The 19831-nt window shown below is 63.8% G+C and carries 18 protein-coding genes and 1 pseudogene; 11 read left to right on the top strand and 8 right to left on the bottom strand.

Features of this window, described 5'->3' with window-relative positions; translation table 11 throughout:
- Positions 1-263: 263 nt before the first annotated feature.
- The gene (locus V1293_RS28105; RefSeq protein WP_334514011.1) at positions 264-653 is read left to right on the top strand and encodes a hypothetical protein; all 390 of its coding nucleotides are present in this window, start codon (positions 264-266) and stop codon (positions 651-653) included.
- Positions 654-983: 330 nt separating this feature from the next.
- Here the strand turns inward: V1293_RS28105 and V1293_RS28110 are convergent, their stop codons facing one another.
- The 3 genes from V1293_RS28110 to V1293_RS28120 all read right to left on the bottom strand — a co-directional run bounded on the left by V1293_RS28110 (position 984) and on the right by V1293_RS28120 (position 3151).
- Positions 984-1430, bottom strand: coding sequence for a hypothetical protein (locus V1293_RS28110; protein WP_334514013.1), 447 nt, complete (start codon positions 1428-1430; stop codon positions 984-986).
- Positions 1431-1582: 152 nt separating this feature from the next.
- Positions 1583-1942, bottom strand: coding sequence for a DUF883 family protein (locus tag V1293_RS28115; protein WP_334514015.1), 360 nt, complete (start codon positions 1940-1942; stop codon positions 1583-1585).
- A gap of 75 nt (positions 1943-2017) precedes the next feature.
- Positions 2018-3151 carry an AI-2E family transporter gene (locus V1293_RS28120; protein ID WP_442894377.1) on the bottom strand — a complete coding sequence of 378 codons (1134 nt, stop codon included), beginning with the start codon at positions 3149-3151 and terminating at the stop codon, positions 2018-2020.
- A 277-nt stretch (positions 3152-3428) separates the two neighbouring features.
- Between V1293_RS28120 and V1293_RS28125 the strand changes: the two genes are divergently transcribed.
- Both V1293_RS28125 and V1293_RS28130 read left to right on the top strand, forming a co-directional pair.
- Positions 3429-4196: a L,D-transpeptidase gene (locus tag V1293_RS28125; protein ID WP_334514017.1), complete on the top strand. Its 768-nt coding sequence runs from the start codon at positions 3429-3431 to the stop codon at positions 4194-4196.
- A gap of 28 nt (positions 4197-4224) precedes the next feature.
- Positions 4225-4875 (top strand): DUF2865 domain-containing protein, encoded by a 651-nt coding sequence (locus tag V1293_RS28130; protein ID WP_334514019.1) that lies wholly within the window; start codon positions 4225-4227, stop codon positions 4873-4875.
- A gap of 190 nt (positions 4876-5065) precedes the next feature.
- Here V1293_RS28130 and V1293_RS28135 read toward each other — a convergent pair whose 3' ends face one another.
- Positions 5066-7159: a methyl-accepting chemotaxis protein gene (locus tag V1293_RS28135; RefSeq protein WP_334514021.1), complete on the bottom strand. Its 2094-nt coding sequence runs from the start codon at positions 7157-7159 to the stop codon at positions 5066-5068.
- A 202-nt stretch (positions 7160-7361) separates the two neighbouring features.
- Between V1293_RS28135 and V1293_RS28140 the strand changes: the two genes are divergently transcribed.
- A complete protein-coding gene (locus V1293_RS28140; RefSeq protein WP_334514023.1) occupies positions 7362-7517 on the top strand; it encodes a Thivi_2564 family membrane protein in 156 nt (51 codons plus the stop codon).
- 64 nt (positions 7518-7581) lie between these two features.
- Here V1293_RS28140 and V1293_RS28145 read toward each other — a convergent pair whose 3' ends face one another.
- The 4 genes and pseudogenes from V1293_RS28145 to cysD all read right to left on the bottom strand — a co-directional run bounded on the left by V1293_RS28145 (position 7582) and on the right by cysD (position 12919).
- Entirely contained in the window at positions 7582-7782 is a 201-nt protein-coding gene (locus V1293_RS28145; protein WP_334514025.1) for a CsbD family protein, read from the bottom strand.
- Between the two features lie 84 nt (positions 7783-7866).
- Positions 7867-10030 (bottom strand): annotated as a pseudogene (locus V1293_RS28150) (malate synthase G).
- 132 nt (positions 10031-10162) lie between these two features.
- Positions 10163-12100, bottom strand: a complete 1938-nt coding sequence (gene cysC / locus V1293_RS28155; RefSeq protein WP_334514027.1) for an adenylyl-sulfate kinase — start codon at positions 12098-12100, stop codon at positions 10163-10165.
- 24 nt (positions 12101-12124) lie between these two features.
- Positions 12125-12919, bottom strand: coding sequence for a sulfate adenylyltransferase subunit CysD (cysD, locus tag V1293_RS28160; protein WP_334516949.1), 795 nt, complete (start codon positions 12917-12919; stop codon positions 12125-12127).
- 253 nt (positions 12920-13172) lie between these two features.
- On the opposite strand from cysD, the gene cysG reads away from it, so the two are divergent.
- The 7 genes from cysG (at position 13173) to cysT (ending at position 19831) form a co-directional block, all read left to right on the top strand.
- Positions 13173-14609: a siroheme synthase CysG gene (gene cysG, locus V1293_RS28165; RefSeq protein ID WP_334514029.1), complete on the top strand. Its 1437-nt coding sequence runs from the start codon at positions 13173-13175 to the stop codon at positions 14607-14609.
- Positions 14606-14917 carry a DUF2849 domain-containing protein gene (locus V1293_RS28170; RefSeq protein ID WP_214489196.1) on the top strand — a complete coding sequence of 104 codons (312 nt, stop codon included), beginning with the start codon at positions 14606-14608 and terminating at the stop codon, positions 14915-14917. Before cysG ends, V1293_RS28170 begins: the two co-directional genes overlap by 4 nt.
- Before the next feature lie 24 nt (positions 14918-14941).
- Positions 14942-16597 (top strand): nitrite/sulfite reductase, encoded by a 1656-nt coding sequence (locus V1293_RS28175; protein WP_334514031.1) that lies wholly within the window; start codon positions 14942-14944, stop codon positions 16595-16597.
- On the top strand, positions 16584-17099 hold the full coding sequence (locus V1293_RS28180; RefSeq protein ID WP_334514033.1) for a DUF934 domain-containing protein: 516 nt from the start codon (positions 16584-16586) through the stop codon (positions 17097-17099). The genes V1293_RS28175 and V1293_RS28180 overlap by 14 nt, the downstream gene beginning before the upstream one ends.
- Positions 17100-17104: 5 nt before the next feature.
- Positions 17105-17827: a phosphoadenylyl-sulfate reductase gene (locus tag V1293_RS28185; protein ID WP_442894378.1), complete on the top strand. Its 723-nt coding sequence runs from the start codon at positions 17105-17107 to the stop codon at positions 17825-17827.
- 138 nt (positions 17828-17965) lie between these two features.
- Positions 17966-18955 (top strand): sulfate ABC transporter substrate-binding protein, encoded by a 990-nt coding sequence (locus tag V1293_RS28190; RefSeq protein WP_334514036.1) that lies wholly within the window; start codon positions 17966-17968, stop codon positions 18953-18955.
- 69 nt (positions 18956-19024) lie between these two features.
- The gene (cysT, locus tag V1293_RS28195; RefSeq protein WP_334516953.1) at positions 19025-19831 is read left to right on the top strand and encodes a sulfate ABC transporter permease subunit CysT; all 807 of its coding nucleotides are present in this window, start codon (positions 19025-19027) and stop codon (positions 19829-19831) included.

Below are 19831 nucleotides of genomic sequence, written 5' to 3' on the forward strand. Positions count from 1 at the left end.
ATCTGGAGCTTCGGTTCTGAAGCTCCAGCCAAAAAAGCAGGGTGCGACCGGCATCACCACGGTCGCACCCTACGTCGCCGGTCAATGGGGCAGGGGGAATAACCGGCTGCCGGGATGACTCCGAACCCCCGGAGTCGTTCCATGGTGCCGCAAATATTTTTCGATATTTTCCGAACACGGTTAAGTGATCGAGAAGCGCCGGACCCCCTTCGGCTCGGCTCGGGTTGTCTGTGTGATCGCCATGGGGCGAGGGACACACCGCCATGTTACAGATATTCAAAGCAATTTTAGCCGCTCTCGCCGTCACTGCAGCATTTGGCGCCGTCCAGTTCGCGTCAGGCCATGATCTCGCCGGCCGTCGGCAAGTCGCCGCGGCCGCACCCGCAGCCGACGTCAACCGCACCGGCAAGGGCGACCGCGCAGCGCTTCGAGCCGCGCAAAGCCAGACCGAGACGATTACGATCCGGAGCGTCGGCCTCGACGACACGTCCGTGGTGGTGCGGGTTCCCGTGGCCCAGGAGGCGGTGCGGAACCGTCCGCCGCCGCCGGCCGCCAAGCCCGGCCCATCGAAGAACGCCATCGCCTGCGAACCGCCGGTCAGCGTGTTGACCGAAGTCGCCAAGCTGCTTCAGCCCGGCCGCTGCGTGACCTGATCGATCCTGGATCCGTAGATCCGTGAGGGTGGGCAAAGGCGCGCCAGCGCTGTGCCCACCATTTCACGTTCGCTCGGGATGGTGATTTCGAAGAGGGCAAACGAAGATGCAAACCTCGGGCGCAAATGCGCCGCGAGAGCGCCACCTCATATTCAGTCGTCATCACCCGCCTTGTGCGCAATTGCGCACTGGGGCGGGTGATCCAGTATTCCAGAGGCGTCAATGATTGACCGACCGATACACCGCGGCGTACTGGCTGCCCGCCTGCGCGGGCATGACAGCTCTCTCCGCATCATGCCGGTTACCTCGCATTCGCGAGGAGGAGACTTGCTACTCCGCCGGGGCTTCACCGCCGCTGGTGTTGGCGCGGCTGGCGAAAAATCCCAGTGCGAGCCCGCCGACGGCAAGGATCGGGATCAGCTTCTTGACGCCGATGGCGCGGATCACCTGGATGCCGGCTGCAACCAGCATCGGATCGGACAGCACGGTCTGCGCGGTGGACTTCGCCATCTTCGCTGCCTGCTTCGCGCGCTCCTCGTTCTGCCGCTTGCGCACCATATAGCTGCCGGCAGCGATCAAGGTGATGACGAAGAAGATGGCGGCGCCGGTCAGGCAGGCCTGCACCGGACCGTATTTCTCCAGCACGAACACGAAGGCGGCCGCGCACAGAAAGGCGGTCGTGACCAGCAGCGCCATGGCCGCCGCTGCCGCCAGCGAAGTCAGCCGCAGCGCGGTGCCGGTCGATTCCTTGAAATCATCGATCAGTCGCTGAAACATGGCCAAGCCTCGATTCGAGAGTCTCGATCTGAAAACGACGTCAACGAAACAAGCCTCAATACCTACGCCGCCGCGACGTCTGGCTCGCCGGCACGCGCCATCGAACAGTCTCGGCGTTGCAACTGCTTGCGCCAAAGCTACCTGCGCCAAACCTACCTGCGCCAGGTCACGCCGATCAGAAAGCCGATACCAAGCGCCAGCGCGACAGTCGCCAGCGGGCGCTGCGTGATGGCGTCTTCCAGTGTCTCCTCGATCGAGGACGCGGCGTCCTGGGCGGCGTCCATCATCGCGCTGCCGCGCTCGGACACATCGTCGACCGCCTGTTCTGCGCTGGCGCGCGCCTGCCTGTAGCCGCGGCGCGCCTGCTTGGTCGCGGTGCCGGCAAAACTGTTGAGGGCGTCGGTGATCTGTTCGGTCAGGGCTGCGATGTCGTTTTTCACGGCGGTTACATCCTTTGCCAGGCGTTCATAGGTGGCTTTGTCCGTCAGATTTGTCGTCGCGGCGTCGGACATCGAAAGCTCCCGGTACTGAATTCATTTGCCGAACAAACGCCCCGTCGAATGGGAAGTTCCCGTTGCGAAACCGCTTTAGTCCTCCGGCAGCTGCGGCGAATCCGGCGGCATCAAATGCGCCTTCACGATCAGCGCGACGATCAGGAGCGGCGACGACAGGAATGCGCCCATCGGACCCCACAGCCAGGTCCAGAACGCAAGCGCCAGGAATACGGCGAGCGCGTTCAGCGCCAACCGGCGGCCGACGATCATCGGCGTCAGGAAATGACCTTCCAGGAAGGTCATGCCCGCGAACATGGCCGGCGCCAGCAGGCCGGCGCTGATGGTGGGGAGCGCGACGATACCGACCACGACCAGGACGGCGAACATCGCCACCGGGCCGATGATCGGAATGAAATTCAGGATCGCCGCCAGCGCGCCGAGACCGGCCGGGTTGGGCATGCCCGTTACCGCACATATCAGGCCGGTAACGATGCCGACGCTGACATTGATCGTGGTCACCATCAGGAGATAGTTGCCGAGATTCTCCTCGATCTCGTTGAGTATCCGCAGCGTCCGCAGCCGCCACGTTCGTTCGCCGAAATTCATGATCAAGGCCCGGCGCAGCTCCCGCCAACTCGCGATGAAAAGGATCAGGGTTGCGATGAACAGCAGGAATTCGGCAAAGGTCGGCGACAGGAATTCCACTGTCGGCTGCACCCAGTCGATCTTGGGCAGATGCAATGTCGTCAGCGTGTCGGGACCGCCGAGCATGCTCTGCAGCTCCTGCCAGAGCATGAGCGGCCGGTCGAACACGTGCAGCTTGTCCTTCAGCATTGCCCCGAGCTCCGGAAGCTTGCCGCTCCATTCCACCGCGGGCGAGGCGATCAGGCCGACCATGAAGGCGACCCCGGCGCCGGCGGCCGCCACGATCAGCACGGCGGCGACCGCGCGCGGAATGCGGCAGCGTTCGAGGAAACTGGCAGCCGGCGACAGCATGGTGCCGACGATGAAGGCCATCGTGATCGGCAGAAAGAACGCCTTGGCAAGATAGAGGCCGGCGATGATGCAGATGAGCAGAAGGCCAACGAGGCAGATGGCCACCACTTCGGTGCGGCGGATCACCGGCGGCAATTCGACCTTGCTGTCGTGGGCCGGCGTGCCTTCGTGCCCGTTGGGAAGCTGGCGTTCCCCGGGCAAAGGTTTTGTCGGCGGAGATTTGGAAGCCAAAGGCTTTGCGATCGAAGGCTTGGTGGGCGAGGGCTTGGTGGGAATGACGCTCACAATGGTTTTCCCCCCGCCCGAGGCGGCAATCATAGGCAGACGCGACCTCGCGATCCGGACTGGCACCACAACGTGGCGCAGACACGCGGGTTCCAATCGCGGAGGTGTGAGCTTTGTCGCGCCCGACAAGGTTGCGCCGCAACGTTGCCGACGGAACTGCCGACCCCCGGGCGCGTTTGTTGGTGCAGAGCATCCAATGATGCACATCCAACGGGGCAGTCCCATGACACAGTCCTTTGATCGCCGGCCTTCGTCGCGCGTAACGGGCGCACTCGTTCTCGTCAGCGCCGTCCTGCTGGCGCCGGTATTGTCCAGCGATGCGCGCGCGCAGACCTTTGGCTACGCTTCCAGCCAGCCGAATGCCTATCCCAGCGATGAGGTGATCGCGTCCGACGAGGGCGCGACGCCGGAGCGGCTTCGCCGCGCCGTCGTCGCCTTCGGTACGGCGGAGGCGCCCGGCACCATCATCATCGATACCGGCAACACCACGCTGTATTACGTGCTCGGCCAGAGCCGGGCCATCAGGTACGGCGTCGGCGTCGGGCGCGACGGCTTTACCTGGTCCGGGGTGCAGACCATCAGCCGCAAGGCGGAATGGCCGGACTGGCATCCGCCTCACGAGATGATCGCGCGCCAGCCCTATCTGCCGCGCTTCATGGCCGGCGGTCCCGGCAATCCGCTCGGTGCGCGGGCGATGTATCTCGGCTCCAGCCAGTACCGCATTCACGGCACCAACGATCCCTCGACGATCGGAAAGTTCGTCTCGTCGGGCTGCATCCGCCTGACCAATGAGGACGTCATCGATCTGTTCAGCCGGGTTGATGTCGGAACGAAAGTCGTGGTGCTGCCGAAGAACGCGCCGGTGATGGCGCGCGGCGGGGATAGCCGGAGCGGCATCGTAGCGCGTCCAGCCGGCGCGCATCCGCGCCCGGTCGCGGCGACGCCCTCGGGCCGCCAGGCGATGAACCTGACGGCGCCGCAAGTCAACTGAGCCGGGTGGAGTATTGCAGGAGATGAAAATGCGCGTGCGATCAGGAAAGCGAGTAGCATGGGGGACAGCCGCGATCATATGCGCTTCGGTGCTGGCGCCTGCCGCGCAGGCCCAGGATTTTTTCTCGCAACTGTTCGGCGGGTTCGCCCGCCCGCGCCACCAGCCCTACATCCAGATGCCGTTCGGCAACGACGACGGCCAGGTGTACGCGCCGCGTGGCGAGGGGCGCGTCCGCTACGGTGGAGGCGGCGGCCAGGCGTATTGCGTGCGGACCTGCGACGGGCGCTATTTCCCGGTCACCGCCTCAGACAATGCGAGCCGCGCGGCCAGCTGCAACAGCTTCTGCCCGGCGAGCGAGACCAAGCTGTTCTACGGCAGCAGCATCGACAACGCGATCGCCGAAAACGGCAAGGCCTATTCGGAGCTGCCGAACGCATTCCGCTATCGCAACGAACTCGTCAGCGGCTGCACCTGCAACGGCAAGGACCAGGTCGGTCTGGCGCCGGTCAAGATCGAGGACGACCCGACGCTGCGCAAGGGCGACATCGTCGCCGGCGAGAACGGTCTTCTGGTCGCAGGCCGCAGCGCCGACAGACGCGGCGCCGAACTGAATTTCTCGCCCGCCTCTGACAAGGTCCGCGCGAAGTATGGGCGAGTGCCTGTCGTGGCGCGGGAGTGAGGGAGTGAAGCGCGGCGGCGAAGGCTTGCCCCTTCTCCCTCGCCCCGCTCTTGCGGGGGCGAGACGAGCGAAGCTCGCTCTTAGAGGGGCGGGGTGAGGGGCTCTCTCCGCGAGTGATGAGTGTCGTGAGACCTGTACCCCCTCACCCGGCGCGTTGCGCCGACCTCTCCCCGCAAGCGGGGAGAAGTTATTAAGCCGCGCGGATCTTGCCGAGGAAATCCGTGACCTGATTGCCGAGTTGCTGGCTCTGCGTCTCCAGCGTCTGGGAAGCCTGCTTCACATCCTCAGCGGCGGCGGCTGCTGCGTCCGCATCGGCCTTCACGCCGGTGATGTTGTCGGATACGTTCTTGGTGCCCTGGGCGGCAAATTGCGTCGAGCGCGTGATCTCCTGCGTCGCGGCGCCCTGTTGCTGCACGGCGGCGGCAATCGCGGTCGCGACCTCGTTGACCTCGCCGATGATGCTGCCGATGCCCTTGATGGCGTCGATGGCTTCGCCCGCGACCCGCTGGATGTCGGAGATCTGCTCGGAAATTTCCTCGGTCGCCTTCGCCGTCTGGCTCGCCAGCGATTTGACCTCGGAGGCGACCACCGCGAAGCCACGGCCGGCCTCGCCCGCGCGCGCGGCCTCAATCGTGGCGTTGAGCGCCAGCAGGTTGGTCTGCGCGGCGATGGTGTTGATCAGGCCGACGACTTCGCCAATCCGCCCGGCCGATTGGGCGAGGCCCTGGACGGTGCCGTCGGTGTTGCGCGCCTGGCCGACCGCGCGGCTGGCGATGCTGGCCGCATGCGCCGCCTGCTGGCTGATGTCATTGATCGAGGCGCTGAGTTCCTCCGACGCGGCAGCGACGGTCTCGACGCTCATCGACGCCTCGCCGGAAGCCTTCCCGGCGACCTGGACGCGCTCGTTGGTTTGGCGCGAAATCGTCGACAGGCCGGCCGAGGTGGTCCGCATCTGGCCGGAAGCGTCGCCGAGCTGGCTGAGCGTCTGGCGCACCATGCTCTCGAACTCGCCGACATAGCTCTCGATCGCCTGCTGCCGCGCCGTGGCGCCGGCATTGCGCTCGCGCTCCTGCGCCTCGATCCGCACCTTGTCGGCGGCGTGCTGCTTGAAGGTCTCCAGCGCGCCGGCCAGCGCGCCGATTTCGTCGTGGCGCGCGGCGTATCCGGTATCGACATGGAGGTCGCCGGCTGCGACCTTCAGCATGGCGTCGCGCATGATGTGCAGCGGCTTGATGGCGCGGCGGGTGACGATCGTTATGGCGCCGAACGCCAGCGCCAGCGCGCCGGCCAGCAGCGTGAGCTGCATCGTCAGCGAACGCTGGGCGGTGAAGCGCAGATGCGCGGCGTGATCCTTGGCGGCGTCGAGCGCGCCTTCGGCGACAGTGACAGCGGCACCGAGACGCCCGACCGTGACCGGGGTCCACTGGTTGGCGTTAAGCTCCGCTTTCTCGCCGGCCGCGATCTGCGTCAGCAGCCGGTCGCGCAGGGCCAGATAAGACGGTTCGAAATAGGCGGTCTTGGTCGCGGCGATCGCGCTCGAGATCGTCGGCGGCAACTGCATTCCCGACGCAGTCAGTTGCAGCGCGCCCCATGCGGCGTCGATGCCGCCGGCATATTTCGTGTAGGCATGGTTCGCCTCCGGCGAGACCTTTCCGGAGCTGAGGCCGGTCGACACGATCAGCGAGGCTTCGCCGGCGGTGTTACGCAACAGCCAGGCGATCTGCTTGATCGCCAGCAATTGGTCGATGGTCGCGTCCTGGTGATTGACGGCGGCGGAAAGGGCGCCGGAAAGCTTTTCGAGCACCTCCAGCATCGCGTTCGCCGCAGCCATGTATTCCTTGGCCAGTTCGGGACGGCGCTGCGCCTTCGGCTTGGCCACCGCTTCCCAGAACTCCTTCTGCAGCGTGCCCATCGTCTTGAACACGCGGTCGAATTCCGGCACGAGCGTCTGTTGCTGCGCGAATTCAAGGCCGCCGAGCAGGCCGAGCGCGCTGCCCATCGCCGGCATTTCGGTGTCGCGGATGTTGCGCAGATACTTCTCGATGTCGGGGTCCATCGGCGCATCGGAATTCAGCAACCGGTTGGTCGTGGAGCGGTCGGTGCGCAGATTGTGCATCGCCTTGAAGATGTTCGCCGAGGCATCGGCGATGACAGCAATGCGGCTCGCCGCCTGCAAACGGCCCCAGGAGTCCCAGGCGTTGAGCGAAAATCCAACCACCACGCAGAAGGAGGTGACGAGGATGACGGTCTTCAGCAGCGCGGATACGGTCAGACGGTTCAACATGGACGCTCCCCCAAGGCTTGCGGGCCATTTGGGGGAAGAACCGTAAAGACTTAACGAGGACGGCTTCGTAGAACTACGAGGGTTCCTGAAATGATTGGAGTTTTTCGATCACGCAATGTTCCCTCTGATGGAACCGGCAATGCCCGTTCACGTTAACAAGTTGCTAACAGCACATTTCCCGTGAATGCCGAAGGGGGCACGTATGCTTGTCAGTATCCTCATCACGTTCCTGGTCGTTATCCTCGTTCTCTATCTCATCAACCTCCTGCCGCTCGACGGCCGCGCCAAGCAGATCGCGCGGGTTGTCGTGATCGTGCTGGGCGTGATCTCGCTATTGAAATACATCGCCGTGTTCTAGGCCGATCACCAACGAAAAAAGCCCCGGCCAACGCCGGGGCTTTTGATGTTCGCGAAGCGTGACCTTACTTCAACGTCCGGAACCAGTCGTCCACGTCCTTGCGGATCTGGTCCTTGGCGAAGCCGTAGCGCTGCTGCAGCTTGCCTTCGAGTTGTTCGCGGCGGCCCTCGATCACGTTGAGATCGTCATCGGTGAGCTTGCCCCACTTCTCCTTGGCGGCGCCCTTGAACTGTTTCCAGTTGCCTTCAACCCTGTTCCAATCCATTGTCATCTCCTCCTGTATTGAGATGACGATCAACCGCAATCCGCGCCTGACGTTCCTGCCGGACCCGCGGCATCATGACATGGTTCAGCCTGCCGCCTTCGCCTCGCGGCGGCGCGCGGTGAGGATGTATTCGGTGTAGCCGTTCGGCTGCTCGCGTCCCTTGAAGACGAGGTCGCAGGCGGCCTGGAAAGCGACGCCGTCGAACGAAGGCGCCATCGGCTTGTAGAGCGGGTCGCCGGCATTCTGCTTGTCGACCACGGCCGCCATGCGCTTCAGCGATTCCATCACCTGATCCTTGCTGACGACGCCATGCGCCAGCCAGTTCGCCAGATGCTGGCTGGAGATGCGCAAGGTGGCGCGATCTTCCATCAGGCCGACGTCGTGAATATCGGGCACCTTGGAGCAGCCGACGCCCTGGTCGATCCAGCGTACGACATAGCCCAAAATGCCCTGGCAGTTGTTGTCGATCTCCTGCTTCACATCGTCGGGCGCCCAGTTCGACTGCGACACCGGAATGGTGAGGATGTCGGAAAGCTTTGCGCGCTGGCCGCCCCTGGCGAGTTCCTGCTGGCGCGCGATCACGTTGACCTGGTGATAATGCAGCGCGTGCAGCGTGGCCGCGGTCGGCGAGGGCACCCACGCGGTGGTCGCGCCGGCCTGCGGGTGGCCGAGCTTCTGGGTGAGCATGTCGGCCATCTTGTCGGGTGCCGCCCACATGCCCTTGCCGATCTGGGCATGGCCGGGCAGGCCGTCGATCAGGCCCATGTCGACGTTCCAGTCTTCATAGGACTTGATCCACGGCTGCGCCTTCATGTCGTTCTTGCGGATCATCGGCCCCGCTTCCATCGAGGTATGGATCTCGTCGCCGGTGCGGTCGAGGAAGCCGGTGTTGATGAAGCAGATGCGCTTCGACGCGTTCTGGATGCAGGCCTTGAGGTTGACTGTGGTGCGGCGCTCCTCGTCCATGATGCCGACCTTCATGGTGTTCTCCGGCAGCGACAGCAGCTTTTCGACCTCGCCGAACAATTCGCAGGTCAGTGCGACCTCGTCGGGGCCGTGCATCTTCGGCTTGACGATATAGACCGAGCCGGTGCGGCTGTTTTTGGTTTTCGAAGAACCCTTGAGATCATGGATCGCGAGCAGGCCGGCAACAGCGGCATCGAGCAGGCCTTCGGGAATCTCCTCGCCCTTCTCGTCGAGCACGGCGTCGGTGAACATGTGGTGGCCGACATTGCGCATCAGCAGCAGGCTGCGGCCGTGCAGCGTAAGGCCCTTGCCGTCGGGCGTCTTGTAGACGCGGTCGGGATTGAGCGAACGCTTGAGCGTCTTGCCGCCCTTCTCGAAATCGGCCGAGAGCGTGCCGTTCATCAGGCCGAGCGTGTTGCGATAGACCAGCACCTTGTCCTCGGCATCGACGGCGGCGACCGAATCTTCCATGTCGAGAATGGTGGAGACCGCCGATTCCAGGATCATGTCGGCGACCGCCGGCCGGATCATCCTTGCCGATCGCGTGGCTGCGATCGATCTTCACTTCGACATGCATGCCGTTGTTGACCAGCAGGATCGCGGAAGGTTGAGCAGCATCGCCGTGATATCCGGCGAATTGCGAAGCATACTTCAGCGCGGTCGCGTTGCCGCTCTTCAGCTTCACGGAGAGCTGGCCGGCGATGACGCTGTACGACGTCACATCCGTGTGGCTGCCGGTCGCGAGCGGCACGGCGGCATCGAGGAAGGCTTTTGCCCTGGCGATCACCTTGTCGCCGCGTGCCTTGTTGTAACCCTTACCGCTCTCGCTCGGATCGTGCGGGATCGCGTCGGTGCCGTAGAAGGCGTCATAGAGCGAGCCCCAGCGCGCGTTCGCCGCGTTCAGCGCATAGCGGGCATTGGTGAGGGGAACGACGAGCTGCGGTCCGCAGATCTTGCCGATTTCTTCGTCGACATTTGCTGTCTCTACCTTCTGAGTAGCCGGCTCGGGAAGGAGATAGCCGATCTCCTTGAGGAACGCTGTGTAAGCGTTCATGTCGATCCGCTTGCCCTTGTTGGCGCGATGCCAGCCGTCGATCTTGGCCTGCAGCGCGTCGCGGAAGGCGAGCAGCTCACGGTTTTTCGGCCCGAGCTTCTTGATGATGCCAGCGACACCGGCCCAGAACGCGTCGGGGGAAATCCCGGTTTTGGGGGTCGCCTCCTTGGCGATGAAATCGAACAGGACAGGGGCGATCTTCAATCCGTGGGCATCGACACGCTTCATGACGGGCTTTCTCAAAAGAAATGGCGTTTACAGGCCGCTTTCAGACGAAAAGCAGCAAAAAACGCGCCAAAGGGGCAGCGTTGGCCGCCCTTTTAGCCCTAAAGCCGGGTCGATGAGAAGGCCCCAAAACGCCTAGATATTGGCCGCCAGGTCCACCAGTTCGTCGAACAAAATGCCGGTTTCCGCCAGCATCCGCTCGATCTCGTCGGTCGCATCCGAAACCGTTTTGGCCGAGGTGTCGATGCTGAGCTCCGCCCGGGCCGGCGGCTGGTAGTCATTGCCGATCCCGGTGAACGCCTGCAGCGTGCCGGCGCGCGCCTTGGCGTAATGGCCCTTGGGGTCGCGGCTCTCGCAGATCTCGGCCGGCGTTGCGACATAGATCTCGCGGAACGTCGTGTCGGCGATGCGGCGGGCGGCGGCGCGATCGTCCGCTGACGGCGACACCGCGGCAACAACGGCGATATGGCCGTTGCGCGCCAGATGGGTCGCGACTTCGGCGAGCCGCCGGATGTTTTCGGTGCGGTCCTGCGCGGAGAAGCCGAGGTCGCCATTGAGGCCGGCGCGCAAGGTGTCGCCATCGAGCAGGATCGGCGAACCGCCGCGCGAAAACAGCCGGCGCTCCAGCGCGCGCGCCAGCGTCGATTTTCCGGAGCCCGGCAAGCCGGTCAGCCAGATCACCGCGCCGTTGTGGCGATAGCGCGCCGAGCGCTCCTCGGGTCGCAATGCGGATTCGACCGGCACGATGTCGATCGGGACGGCGCGTTGTCCGGCGTCGACCGACAGCACGAGGCCGCCGCCGGCGATGCGGCCATTGACCTCGATCACCAGCCGCCCGGTCCGCGGATTGTCCTGATAGGGGTCGGCCGCGATCGGCTGCGCCAGCGAGATGTCGATTTCGCCGACATGATTGCGCGCGATCGCCTTGGTTTCCTCGTTGGAGAGTTCGCCGGGATCGACCGCCTTCTCGATCGCGACCACGCTGGCGCGGCTTTCCCGCGTGCCGAGGCGGATCAGGATCTGATCGCCCTTCGACAGCGGTTTGTCGTGCAGCCAGAAAATCCGCGCGCGAATTCGCCGCGTGTCGCGCGGCGTCGCGCCGGCGTGTGCAATGACATCGCCGCGTTCGATGAACAATTCGCGATCGAGCGTGATGCCGACCGAACGGCCGGCGCCGTGGCTGCCTTTGAGCGGCGTCACCGGCCAGCTCTCGACCGTCTTGATCTTCGCGATCTTGCCGGCGGGCATGATGACGATTTCGTCGCCGGCGCTCAGATGTCCGGACTCGATACGGCCCGCCACGATGCGGCGGTCGTCGAATTTGTAGATCGCCTGCACCGGCAGCCGCAGCGCCAGTTGCTCCAGCGGCCGCGCCGGTTCGAGCGCGTCGAGCGCTTCGACCACCGTCGGGCCTCGATACCAGCCGATCCGCGGCGTGTGTTCGGCGACGCCGTCGCCATCGCGCGCAGAAATCGGAATCACGGCCGAGGGCGTCACGCCGAGACCGATCAGATGCGCCGAAATCTCGTCGCTGATTTCCTTGAATCTGGCAGCGCTGAAATCGACGCGGTCCATCTTGTTGACGACGATGGCGACCTGCTTGATGCCGAGCAGATGCAGCAGATAGCCGTGCCGCCGGGTCTGGTCGCGCACGCCTTCCAGCGCGTCGATGATCAGCACCGCGCCGTCGGCCTGCGAGGCGCCGGTGATCATGTTGCGGAGGAATTCGGCGTGGCCCGGCGCGTCGATCAGCACGACGTCGCGCGAACGGGTGCGGAAGCGGATCTGCGTGGTGTCGATGGTGATGCCCTGATCGCGCTCGGTCTGCAGCGCATCCAGGAGGAACGACCATTCGAACGGCATGCCGCGCCGCGCGCTGACCGCCTTCAGCATTTCAAGCTTGCCTTCGGGCAGGCTGCCGGTCTCGTGCAGCAGGCGTCCGACCAAAGTGGATTTGCCGTGATCGACATGGCCGACGATGACGATGCGAACCTGCGGTCGCGTCGTGCCATTTGGCATCGACGTGGTACCGTTCGGCGTGGCCGAGACGCTTGCGGGGAGGATCATGTTCATTGCGACGCTCACACCAGATGTCCGTTAGAGATAGCCGGCGACACGCAGCCGCTCGAAAGCGTCTTCGGTTTCGTGATCAAGCGCGCGGCCGGCGCGCTCCGGCACCTTGGTGCCGTCGAGCTCGGTCAGGATCTCGTCGATGCTGGAGGCGGTCGATGCCACCGGATTGGTGATGTCCTGATCGCCCAGCGAGCGATAGCGCCTGCCGTCCTTGGAGAGATAAAGCGGGATGATCGGAATGTTCTCGCGCTTGGTGTAGGCCCAGATGTCGGCCTCGGTCCAATGCAGGATCGGATGGATGCGCAGATGCGCGCCTGTTGGAGGCGAGGCGTTGAACTGGTCCCAGAATTCCGGGGGCTGATCGCGCACGTCCCAGCCGCCTTCAAGCCCGCGCGGCGAGAACACGCGCTCCTTGGCGCGCGTCGCTTCCTCATCGCGGCGGATGCCGGCGATCAATCCGTCAAAGCCATATTTGGTCAGCGCCCATTTGAGTCCCTCAGTCTTGCGCGCGGCGGAACGTGCGGCCGGCGGCAACGTCGGATCGACAGCGTCGATCGGCGGGCAGGGCTCGATCTTGAGATCGAGCTCCCACTCCTTGCCGAAGCGATCGCGGAACGCATACATCTCCGGAAATTTCTTGCCGGTGTCGACGTGCAATGCTGGAAACGGCACGCGGCCGAAGAAAGCCTTGCGCGCCAGCCAGATCATCACGTTGGAGTCCTTGCCCAGCGACCATAGCAGCGCGAGCTTCTTCAGCCGCGCGAATGCTTCGCGCAGAATGTAGATGCTCTGCGCCTCGAGTTCATCGAGATGGTCCATCGACGGCGGCGGCAGTCGTCCGTCGGCGAAAATTTGCGGGACAGCGGAGCCGTTTTTGAGGTCGGTGGCACGCAACCGGTCTTTGGCGGAGTCGGGGTTGAGAAGATGCATCTCTGGGCCTTGGCCTTGGGGGGCGAAAATTCTATAGTCGCGCTGCAATAGAGAAGAAATAATTTTCTCTTTGCGGGTGTTGAACGACACATATATAGAAAATAATTCCAGTCAACCCCGAAGTGGGGGAAGCGAGTTTCGCATGCGATTCCTGCCCGTGTTTCTCGATCTGCAAAGCGGCGTGGTGCTGCTCGTCGGAGCCGGCGAACTCGTGCGCGCGAAATTGCGCCTCTTGGCATCGGCCGGAGCCAACATCCGCTGGTACGCGACTGACGGCAGTCATGACGTTTCGGGGCTCGATGCGGCTGATGCCGCCCGGATCGAACACGCGACCGGCGATCCGCTCGCTTCCGATCTGTCCGGCGTGATCGCAATCCTTTGCGCCGGCGCCGGCGACATCGGCGTTGCGATGTCGGCGCGCGCCAAGGCGGTCGGGCTGCCCATCAATGTGATGGACGATCTCGCGCATTCCACTTTCATCTTTCCCGCGATTGTCGATCGCGGCGATGTCGTCGTTGCCGTCGGCACCGGCGGCGCGTCTCCGGTGGTGGCGCGCCGCGTGCGTGAGCGCATCGAGGCCGTGCTACCGGCGCGCATCGGCGATCTCGCCGCCTTCATCGGCAGCTTTCGCAAATCGATGCATGCGCGCATTCCCGAATTCCCGTTGCGCCGCCGCTTCTGGGAGCGCGTGATCGACGGCCCGATCGGCGCGCTGGTGCTCGCCGGCCGCAGGGGCGAGGCCGAAAAAGCGCTGAACGAAATCGCCGATCCCTCCGCCTTCGCCGGCGCGAGCAAGGACGGCAAGGCCGAGGGCAGGGTGACGCTGGTCGGCGCCGGACCGGGCGATCCCGATCTGCTCACCATCAAGGCGCTGCGCGCGCTGCAGGATGCGGATGTCGTTTTCTACGACGAACTGGTCTCGCCGGAAATTCTCGATCGCATCCGTCGCGACGCTTCGCGCATTCCGGTCGGCCGCCGGGTCGGCAAGCCCGGCATCGGCCAGGATGCGATCAACAAATTGCTGATTGATGCAGCGAAATCCGGACAGCGCGCGGTGCGGTTGAAGGGCGGCGATCCCTTCATCTTCGGCCGCGGTGGCGAGGAGATCGAAGTGCTGCGCGAGGCCGGCGTCGCCTGTTCGGTGGTGCCCGGCATTACCGCAGGGCTCGGTGCCGCCGCGCAATTCGAGGCGCCGCTGACTTATCGCCACGAGGCGCTGCGCATCACCTTCCTGACGGCGCACAAGGCAAAGGACGCCGAGACGGTCGACTGGTCGGTGCTGACCGACAAGAAAATGACCATCGTGGTCTATATGGGCATGACCGCGGCGCCATCGGTGCGTGCCGGTTTGCTTGCCGCAGGCCGGTTGCCGCAAACACCCGTTGGTGTGTTCGCGCGGGTGACGCGGCCGGATGCGCAGGCCGTGGTCGGCACGCTCGAGAATCTTCCTGCGCTGGTCGAAAAAATCGATGGCGGTCCCGCCATCCTCATCATCGGCGACGTCGTTGCGCATTCCGCGCCGTGGCGCCAGTCCAACCTCAATCAAGTCATCTCCAAACTGCTGGATGCTGCCGAATGACCTCTCCACTTCAACAAAAAATCAAGATCACCGGACCCTCGATGGTGACCGCCAACCGCACCTCGGATGGCATCGTGATCTATCGCACCGCGCAGCAGGGCTGGTCGGCAAGCTTGTCGGACGCTGCGATCGTCCGCACCTCCGATGAAGCGCGGGCGCTGCTGGCCGAAGCCAATGCCGACGACGTCGGCGCGGTCGGCGCCTATATCGCGCCGGTCGAGCTCAAGGACAGCGGCGAGATCAAACCCGGCAATTTGCGCGAACGCATCCGGTCGAAGGGTCTCACCATCGACCTGCTTCCGGCCTAAACGACGTATCAAGGCTGATCCATCATGTACGCATATGACGAACTCGATCGCACGCTGATCAATGAACGCGTGTCTGAATTCCGCGACCAGGTGAAGCGCCGTCTCTCCGGCGAACTCACCGAGGACGAATTCAAGATGCTGCGGCTGCAAAACGGCGTCTATCTGCAACTGCATGCCTACATGTTCCGCGTCGCCATCCCCTACGGCACGCTGTCGTCGAAGCAGTTGCGGCGGCTTGCGCATGTCGCGCGCCGCTACGATCGCGGCTACGGCCATTTCACCACCCGGCAGAACATCCAGTACAACTGGATCAAGCTTGCCGAATTGCCGGATGCGCTGGCCGATCTTGCCGAAGTCGGCATCCACGCCATGCAGACTTCCGGCAACAACATGCGCAACGTTACCTCGGACCAGTGGGCGGGCGTCGCGCCGGGCGAGATCGAGGATCCGCGCATCTGGTCGGAAATCCTGCGGCAACACACCACGCTGCATCCGGAATTCTCGTTCCTGCCGCGCAAGTTCAAGATCGCGATCACGGCCTCCGACCACGACCGCGCCGCGATCAAGATCCATGACATCGGCCTGCGTCTCTACCGGAACGCGGAAGGCGAGACCGGCTTCGAGGTGCTGGTCGGCGGCGGGCTCGGCCGCACGCCGTTCATCGCCAAGACCATCAAGCCGTTCGTGTCGCGCCGCGACATCCTCAGCTATGTCGAGGCGATTCTGCGCGTCTATAACCAGTACGGCCGCCGCGACAACATCTACAAGGCCCGCATCAAGATCCTGGTGCACGAGCTCGGCATCGAGAAGTTCGCTGCGGAGGTCGAGGAGGAGTGGCAGCAGATTCGCGACAGCGCGCTGACGCTCGATGACTCCGTGATCGAGGAAATCCGCTCGCGGTTCTCCTATCCGGCCTATGACAAGCTGCCGCACATGCCGGAAGAGCTGAAGAAGGCGGCGCATGATCCGCATTTCGAGGCCTGGCGCCGCAACTCGGTGTTCACGCACAAGGTGCAGGGCTATTCGATCGTGACGCTTTCGCTGAAGCCGGTAGGCGGGCCTCCGGGCGACGCCACTGCCGACCAGATGGACGCGGTCGCCGATCTCGCCGACAAATATTCCTTCGGCGAAGTCCGCGTCGGCCACGAGCAGAACCTCGTGCTGCCGCACGTTGCCAGGCGCGATCTGCCCGCGCTGTGGAAGGCGCTCGACAGAATCGGCCTTGCGACGCCGAATATCAATCTGGTCTCCGACATCATTGCCTGTCCGGGGCTGGATTATTGCTCGCTCGCCAATGCACGCTCGATCCCGATCGCGCAGGAATTGACGCGCCGCTTCGCCAATCACGACACGGCGAACATGATCGGCCGGCTGCACATCAACATTTCCGGCTGCATCAATGCCTGCGGACATCACCATGTCGGCCACATCGGCATTCTCGGCGTCGAGAAGAACGGCGAGGAGTTTTACCAGATCACGATCGGCGGCCGTGCCGACGAGAACGCCCAGATGGGCACCTTGATCGGCCCGGCGGTGCCTTACGTCGACGTCGCCGACGTGATCGAGGACATTGTCGAAGCCTATCTTGCCTTGCGCGCGCGCCCCGACGAATTGTTCGTCGATACGGTGAAGCGGCTCGGCGTCGAACCATTCAGGGAGCGGGTCTATGCCACTCGTTAAGGACGGAAAGATTGCAGCGGACCTGTTCGTCCATGTGCCCGACGGCGCCGAGTTGCCGGGCGATGGCGCGATCCTGGTTCCGGCGGCGCGGTTCCTCGAAGATCCGCAAGCCTTGCTGGCGCGCGCCGGCAAGCTCGGCGTGATCTGGCCGAACAATCGCGACATCGACGATCTCGTGCCGTATCTCGACCGGCTGGCGGCGGTAGCACTGGTGTTCCCGTCGTTCCGCGACGGCCGCGCCTACAGCCAGGCGCGGCTGTTGCGCGAGCGGTACGCCTTCGAAGGCGAGCTGCGCGCCACCGGCCAGGTGCTGCGCGACCAGTTCGTGTTCATGCTGCGCGCCGGCTTCGACGCTTTCGAGGTGAAAAAGGACAGCGACGCGGCGGCGTTTGCGGCAACCAGCAAGCGCTATTCGGTGTTCTACCAGCCGACCGGCGATGGCCGCGTCACCGCGCTCAATCGTCGGATGCAGTTGCGTCATTCGGAGAGTGCCGGCCAGTGAGCACGATCGTACAGCACGGCATCGCCGCTGACACGGCGATCCTTCATTCGGCGCAGACGCTCGATCATACCTTGCGCGACGCCTCGCCGGCGCATGTCATTGAAACCGCGCTTAAGCTTGTCGGCCGCGAACAGCTTGCCCTGGTGTCGTCGTTCGGCACGGAATCGGCGGCGCTGCTCAAGGTGATGGCGGACGTCGATCCCGCGATTCCCGTGATCTTTCTCGATACCGGGTGGCTGTTCGAGGAGACGCTCGCCTATCGCGACACGTTGATTGCTGCGCTCGGCCTTCGCGACGTTCGCTCGATCAAGCCGCTGGAAGAAGCGCTGTCACGCCAGGATCCCGATCGCGAATTGTGGTTTTCCGATCCCGACGCCTGCTGCCGTATTCGCAAGGTGGAACCGCTGGCGCGGGCGCTGAAGCCGTTCTCGGCCTGGATCAACGGACGCAAGCGTTTTCAGGGCGGCGCGCGCGCCGAGATTCCCGTCGTCGAGGACGACGGCGCGAAGCTGAAATTCAATCCGTTCGCCAACGCGTCGCGCGAAGAGATCGAGGCGATCTACAATCTCGCCAAGCTGCCGCCGCATCCTCTGGTCGCCTCCGGCTATTTGTCGGTCGGCTGCATGCCGTGTTCGAGCCGGACCGCGCCGGACGAGGATGCGCGTGCCGGCCGTTGGCGCGGCAGACCGAAGACGGAATGCGGCATTCACACGACGAAAACTTCTTGAGCGGCCGGATTTCATAGGACATTGAGGCTGCGGAACCGCAAACAATGAAATGCGGTTTCGTTGACGAAGCGGCCTTTCGTCGCGACTTATACGTTCGCGCTTGATGATATGCTTGATCAAGCCGAATGGAGATCAACGATGATCCGTCGCATTCTGCCGCTCGTCGCTGGACTGCTCTGGGCGAGTTCAGCTTTCGCCGCCGACTACACCCTGCTCAACGTGTCCTACGATCCGACGCGCGAACTCTACGCCGATTTCAACAAGGCGTTTGTCGCGGCCTATCAAAAAGAAACCGGCAAGAGCGTCGAGATCAAGCAGTCGCATGGCGGCTCGGGCTCGCAGGCGCGCGCGGTGATCGACGGGCTGCAGGCTGACGTCGTCACGCTGGCGCTGGCCTATGACATCGACGCCATCGCTGCCAAGGGCCTGGTGGCGGCCGACTGGCAGAAGCGCCTGTCGCTCAATGCCTCGCCCTATACGTCGACGATAGTTTTTCTGGTCCGCAAGGGCAATCCCAAGGCCATCAAGGATTGGGACGATCTGATCAAGCCCGGCGTGCAGGTGATTACGCCGAACCCGAAGACCTCGGGCGGCGCGCGCTGGAACTATCTGGCGGCGTGGGGTTTTGCGGAAAAGAAATTCGGCTCCGCCGACAAGGCGAAGAAGTTCGTCGGCGATCTCTTCAACAACGTGCCGGTGCTCGATACCGGCGCGCGTGGTTCGACGGTGACCTTCGTCGAGCGCGGCGTCGGCGACGTGCTGCTGGCGTGGGAGAACGAGGCGTTCCTGGCGCAGCGCGAATTCGGCAAGGACAAGTTCGAGATCGTGGCGCCGCCATTGTCGATTCTCGCCGAGCCGCCGGTCGCGGTCGTCGACAAGGTTGCCGACAAAAAAGGCACGCGCGCGGTCGCCGAGGCCTACCTGAAGTATTGGTATACCAAGGAGGGTCAGGAAATCGCCGCACGCAATTCCTATCGTCCGCGTGATTCGGAAATTGCGAGGGAGTACGAAAAATCCTTCGCCAAGGTCGAACTTTTCACGATCGACGACGTTTTTGGCGGTTGGACCAAGGCGCAGAAGGATCACTTCGGCGAAGGCGGTATTTTCGACCAGATTTACAAGAATTGATCTGGCCAAGAGCCGGCCATAGCGGAAGCAGGGGATTTTGTGAGCACAGCGGTCGCACGGCGCAGCACCTTGCCCGGGTTTGGTCTGACCATGGGCCTGACGCTGACGTGGCTTTCCGTCATCATTCTGATTCCGCTCGCCGGTCTGTTTCTCAAGACGCTCGAGCTTTCTCCGGGGCAATTCTGGGACATCCTCACCAGCCGCCGCACGCTCAATGCACTGAAGATTTCGTTCGGCCTTTCGTTTGCCGCCGCCTGCGTCAATCTGGTGATGGGGACGATCATCGTATGGGCGCTGGTGCGGTATCGGTTTCCGGGCCGGCGGCTGTTCGACGCCATCGTCGACATTCCCTTTGCGCTGCCGACCGCGGTCGCGGGCGTGGCGCTGACGCAATTGTTTGCGCAGAAGGGATGGCTCGGCGCGCCGCTCGCCGAACTCGGCATCAAGGTCGCGTTCACGCCGATCGGAATTTTCATTGCGATGGTCTTCATCGGAATCCCCTTCGTGGTGCGGACGGTTCAACCGGTGCTGATCGATCTCGATCCTGAAATCGAGGAGGCGGCGGCGAGCCTCGGCGCCAACCGCTGGCACACGGTGTTCCGGGTGATCCTGCCGAGTCTGATCCCGGCGCTCTTGACCGGCTTTGCACTGGCGTTCGCGCGCGCGGTCGGTGAGTACGGCTCGGTGATCTTCATCGCCGGCAACCTGCCGAACGTGTCGGAGATCGCGCCGCTCCTGATCGTGATCCGGCTGTCCGAATTTCGCTACGCCGATGCGACGGCGATTGCCGTCGTCATGCTGCTGGCGTCGTTCCTGATCATCTTCGCCGTCAATCGCCTGCAACGCTGGGCGCAAACCCGCATTCCCGCGCATTGA

This window comes from Bradyrhizobium sp. AZCC 1693 (genome assembly GCF_036924745.1).
Lineage (GTDB): Bacteria > Pseudomonadota > Alphaproteobacteria > Rhizobiales > Xanthobacteraceae > Bradyrhizobium.

Excerpts from the sequence above, each read along its gene's own strand:
- cysG (WP_334514029.1), top strand. The coding sequence starts at position 13,173 with ATGCGATTCCTGCCCGTGTTTCTCGATCTGCAAAGCGGCGTGGTGCTG.
- V1293_RS28180 (WP_334514033.1), top strand. The coding sequence starts at position 16,584 with ATGCCACTCGTTAAGGACGGAAAGATTGCAGCGGACCTGTTCGTCCAT.
- V1293_RS28135 (WP_334514021.1), bottom strand. The coding sequence starts at position 7,159 with ATGTTGAACCGTCTGACCGTATCCGCGCTGCTGAAGACCGTCATCCTC.
- V1293_RS28190 (WP_334514036.1), top strand. The coding sequence starts at position 17,966 with ATGATCCGTCGCATTCTGCCGCTCGTCGCTGGACTGCTCTGGGCGAGT.
- V1293_RS28115 (WP_334514015.1), bottom strand. The coding sequence starts at position 1,942 with ATGTCCGACGCCGCGACGACAAATCTGACGGACAAAGCCACCTATGAA.
- V1293_RS28130 (WP_334514019.1), top strand. The coding sequence starts at position 4,225 with ATGCGCGTGCGATCAGGAAAGCGAGTAGCATGGGGGACAGCCGCGATC.
- V1293_RS28125 (WP_334514017.1), top strand. The coding sequence starts at position 3,429 with ATGACACAGTCCTTTGATCGCCGGCCTTCGTCGCGCGTAACGGGCGCA.
- V1293_RS28105 (WP_334514011.1), top strand. The coding sequence starts at position 264 with ATGTTACAGATATTCAAAGCAATTTTAGCCGCTCTCGCCGTCACTGCA.
- V1293_RS28145 (WP_334514025.1), bottom strand. The coding sequence starts at position 7,782 with ATGGATTGGAACAGGGTTGAAGGCAACTGGAAACAGTTCAAGGGCGCC.
- V1293_RS28175 (WP_334514031.1), top strand. The coding sequence starts at position 14,942 with ATGTACGCATATGACGAACTCGATCGCACGCTGATCAATGAACGCGTG.
- V1293_RS28140 (WP_334514023.1), top strand. The coding sequence starts at position 7,362 with ATGCTTGTCAGTATCCTCATCACGTTCCTGGTCGTTATCCTCGTTCTC.
- cysC (WP_334514027.1), bottom strand. The coding sequence starts at position 12,100 with ATGAACATGATCCTCCCCGCAAGCGTCTCGGCCACGCCGAACGGTACC.
- V1293_RS28110 (WP_334514013.1), bottom strand. The coding sequence starts at position 1,430 with ATGTTTCAGCGACTGATCGATGATTTCAAGGAATCGACCGGCACCGCG.
- V1293_RS28170 (WP_214489196.1), top strand. The coding sequence starts at position 14,606 with ATGACCTCTCCACTTCAACAAAAAATCAAGATCACCGGACCCTCGATG.
- cysD (WP_334516949.1), bottom strand. The coding sequence starts at position 12,919 with ATGGACCATCTCGATGAACTCGAGGCGCAGAGCATCTACATTCTGCGC.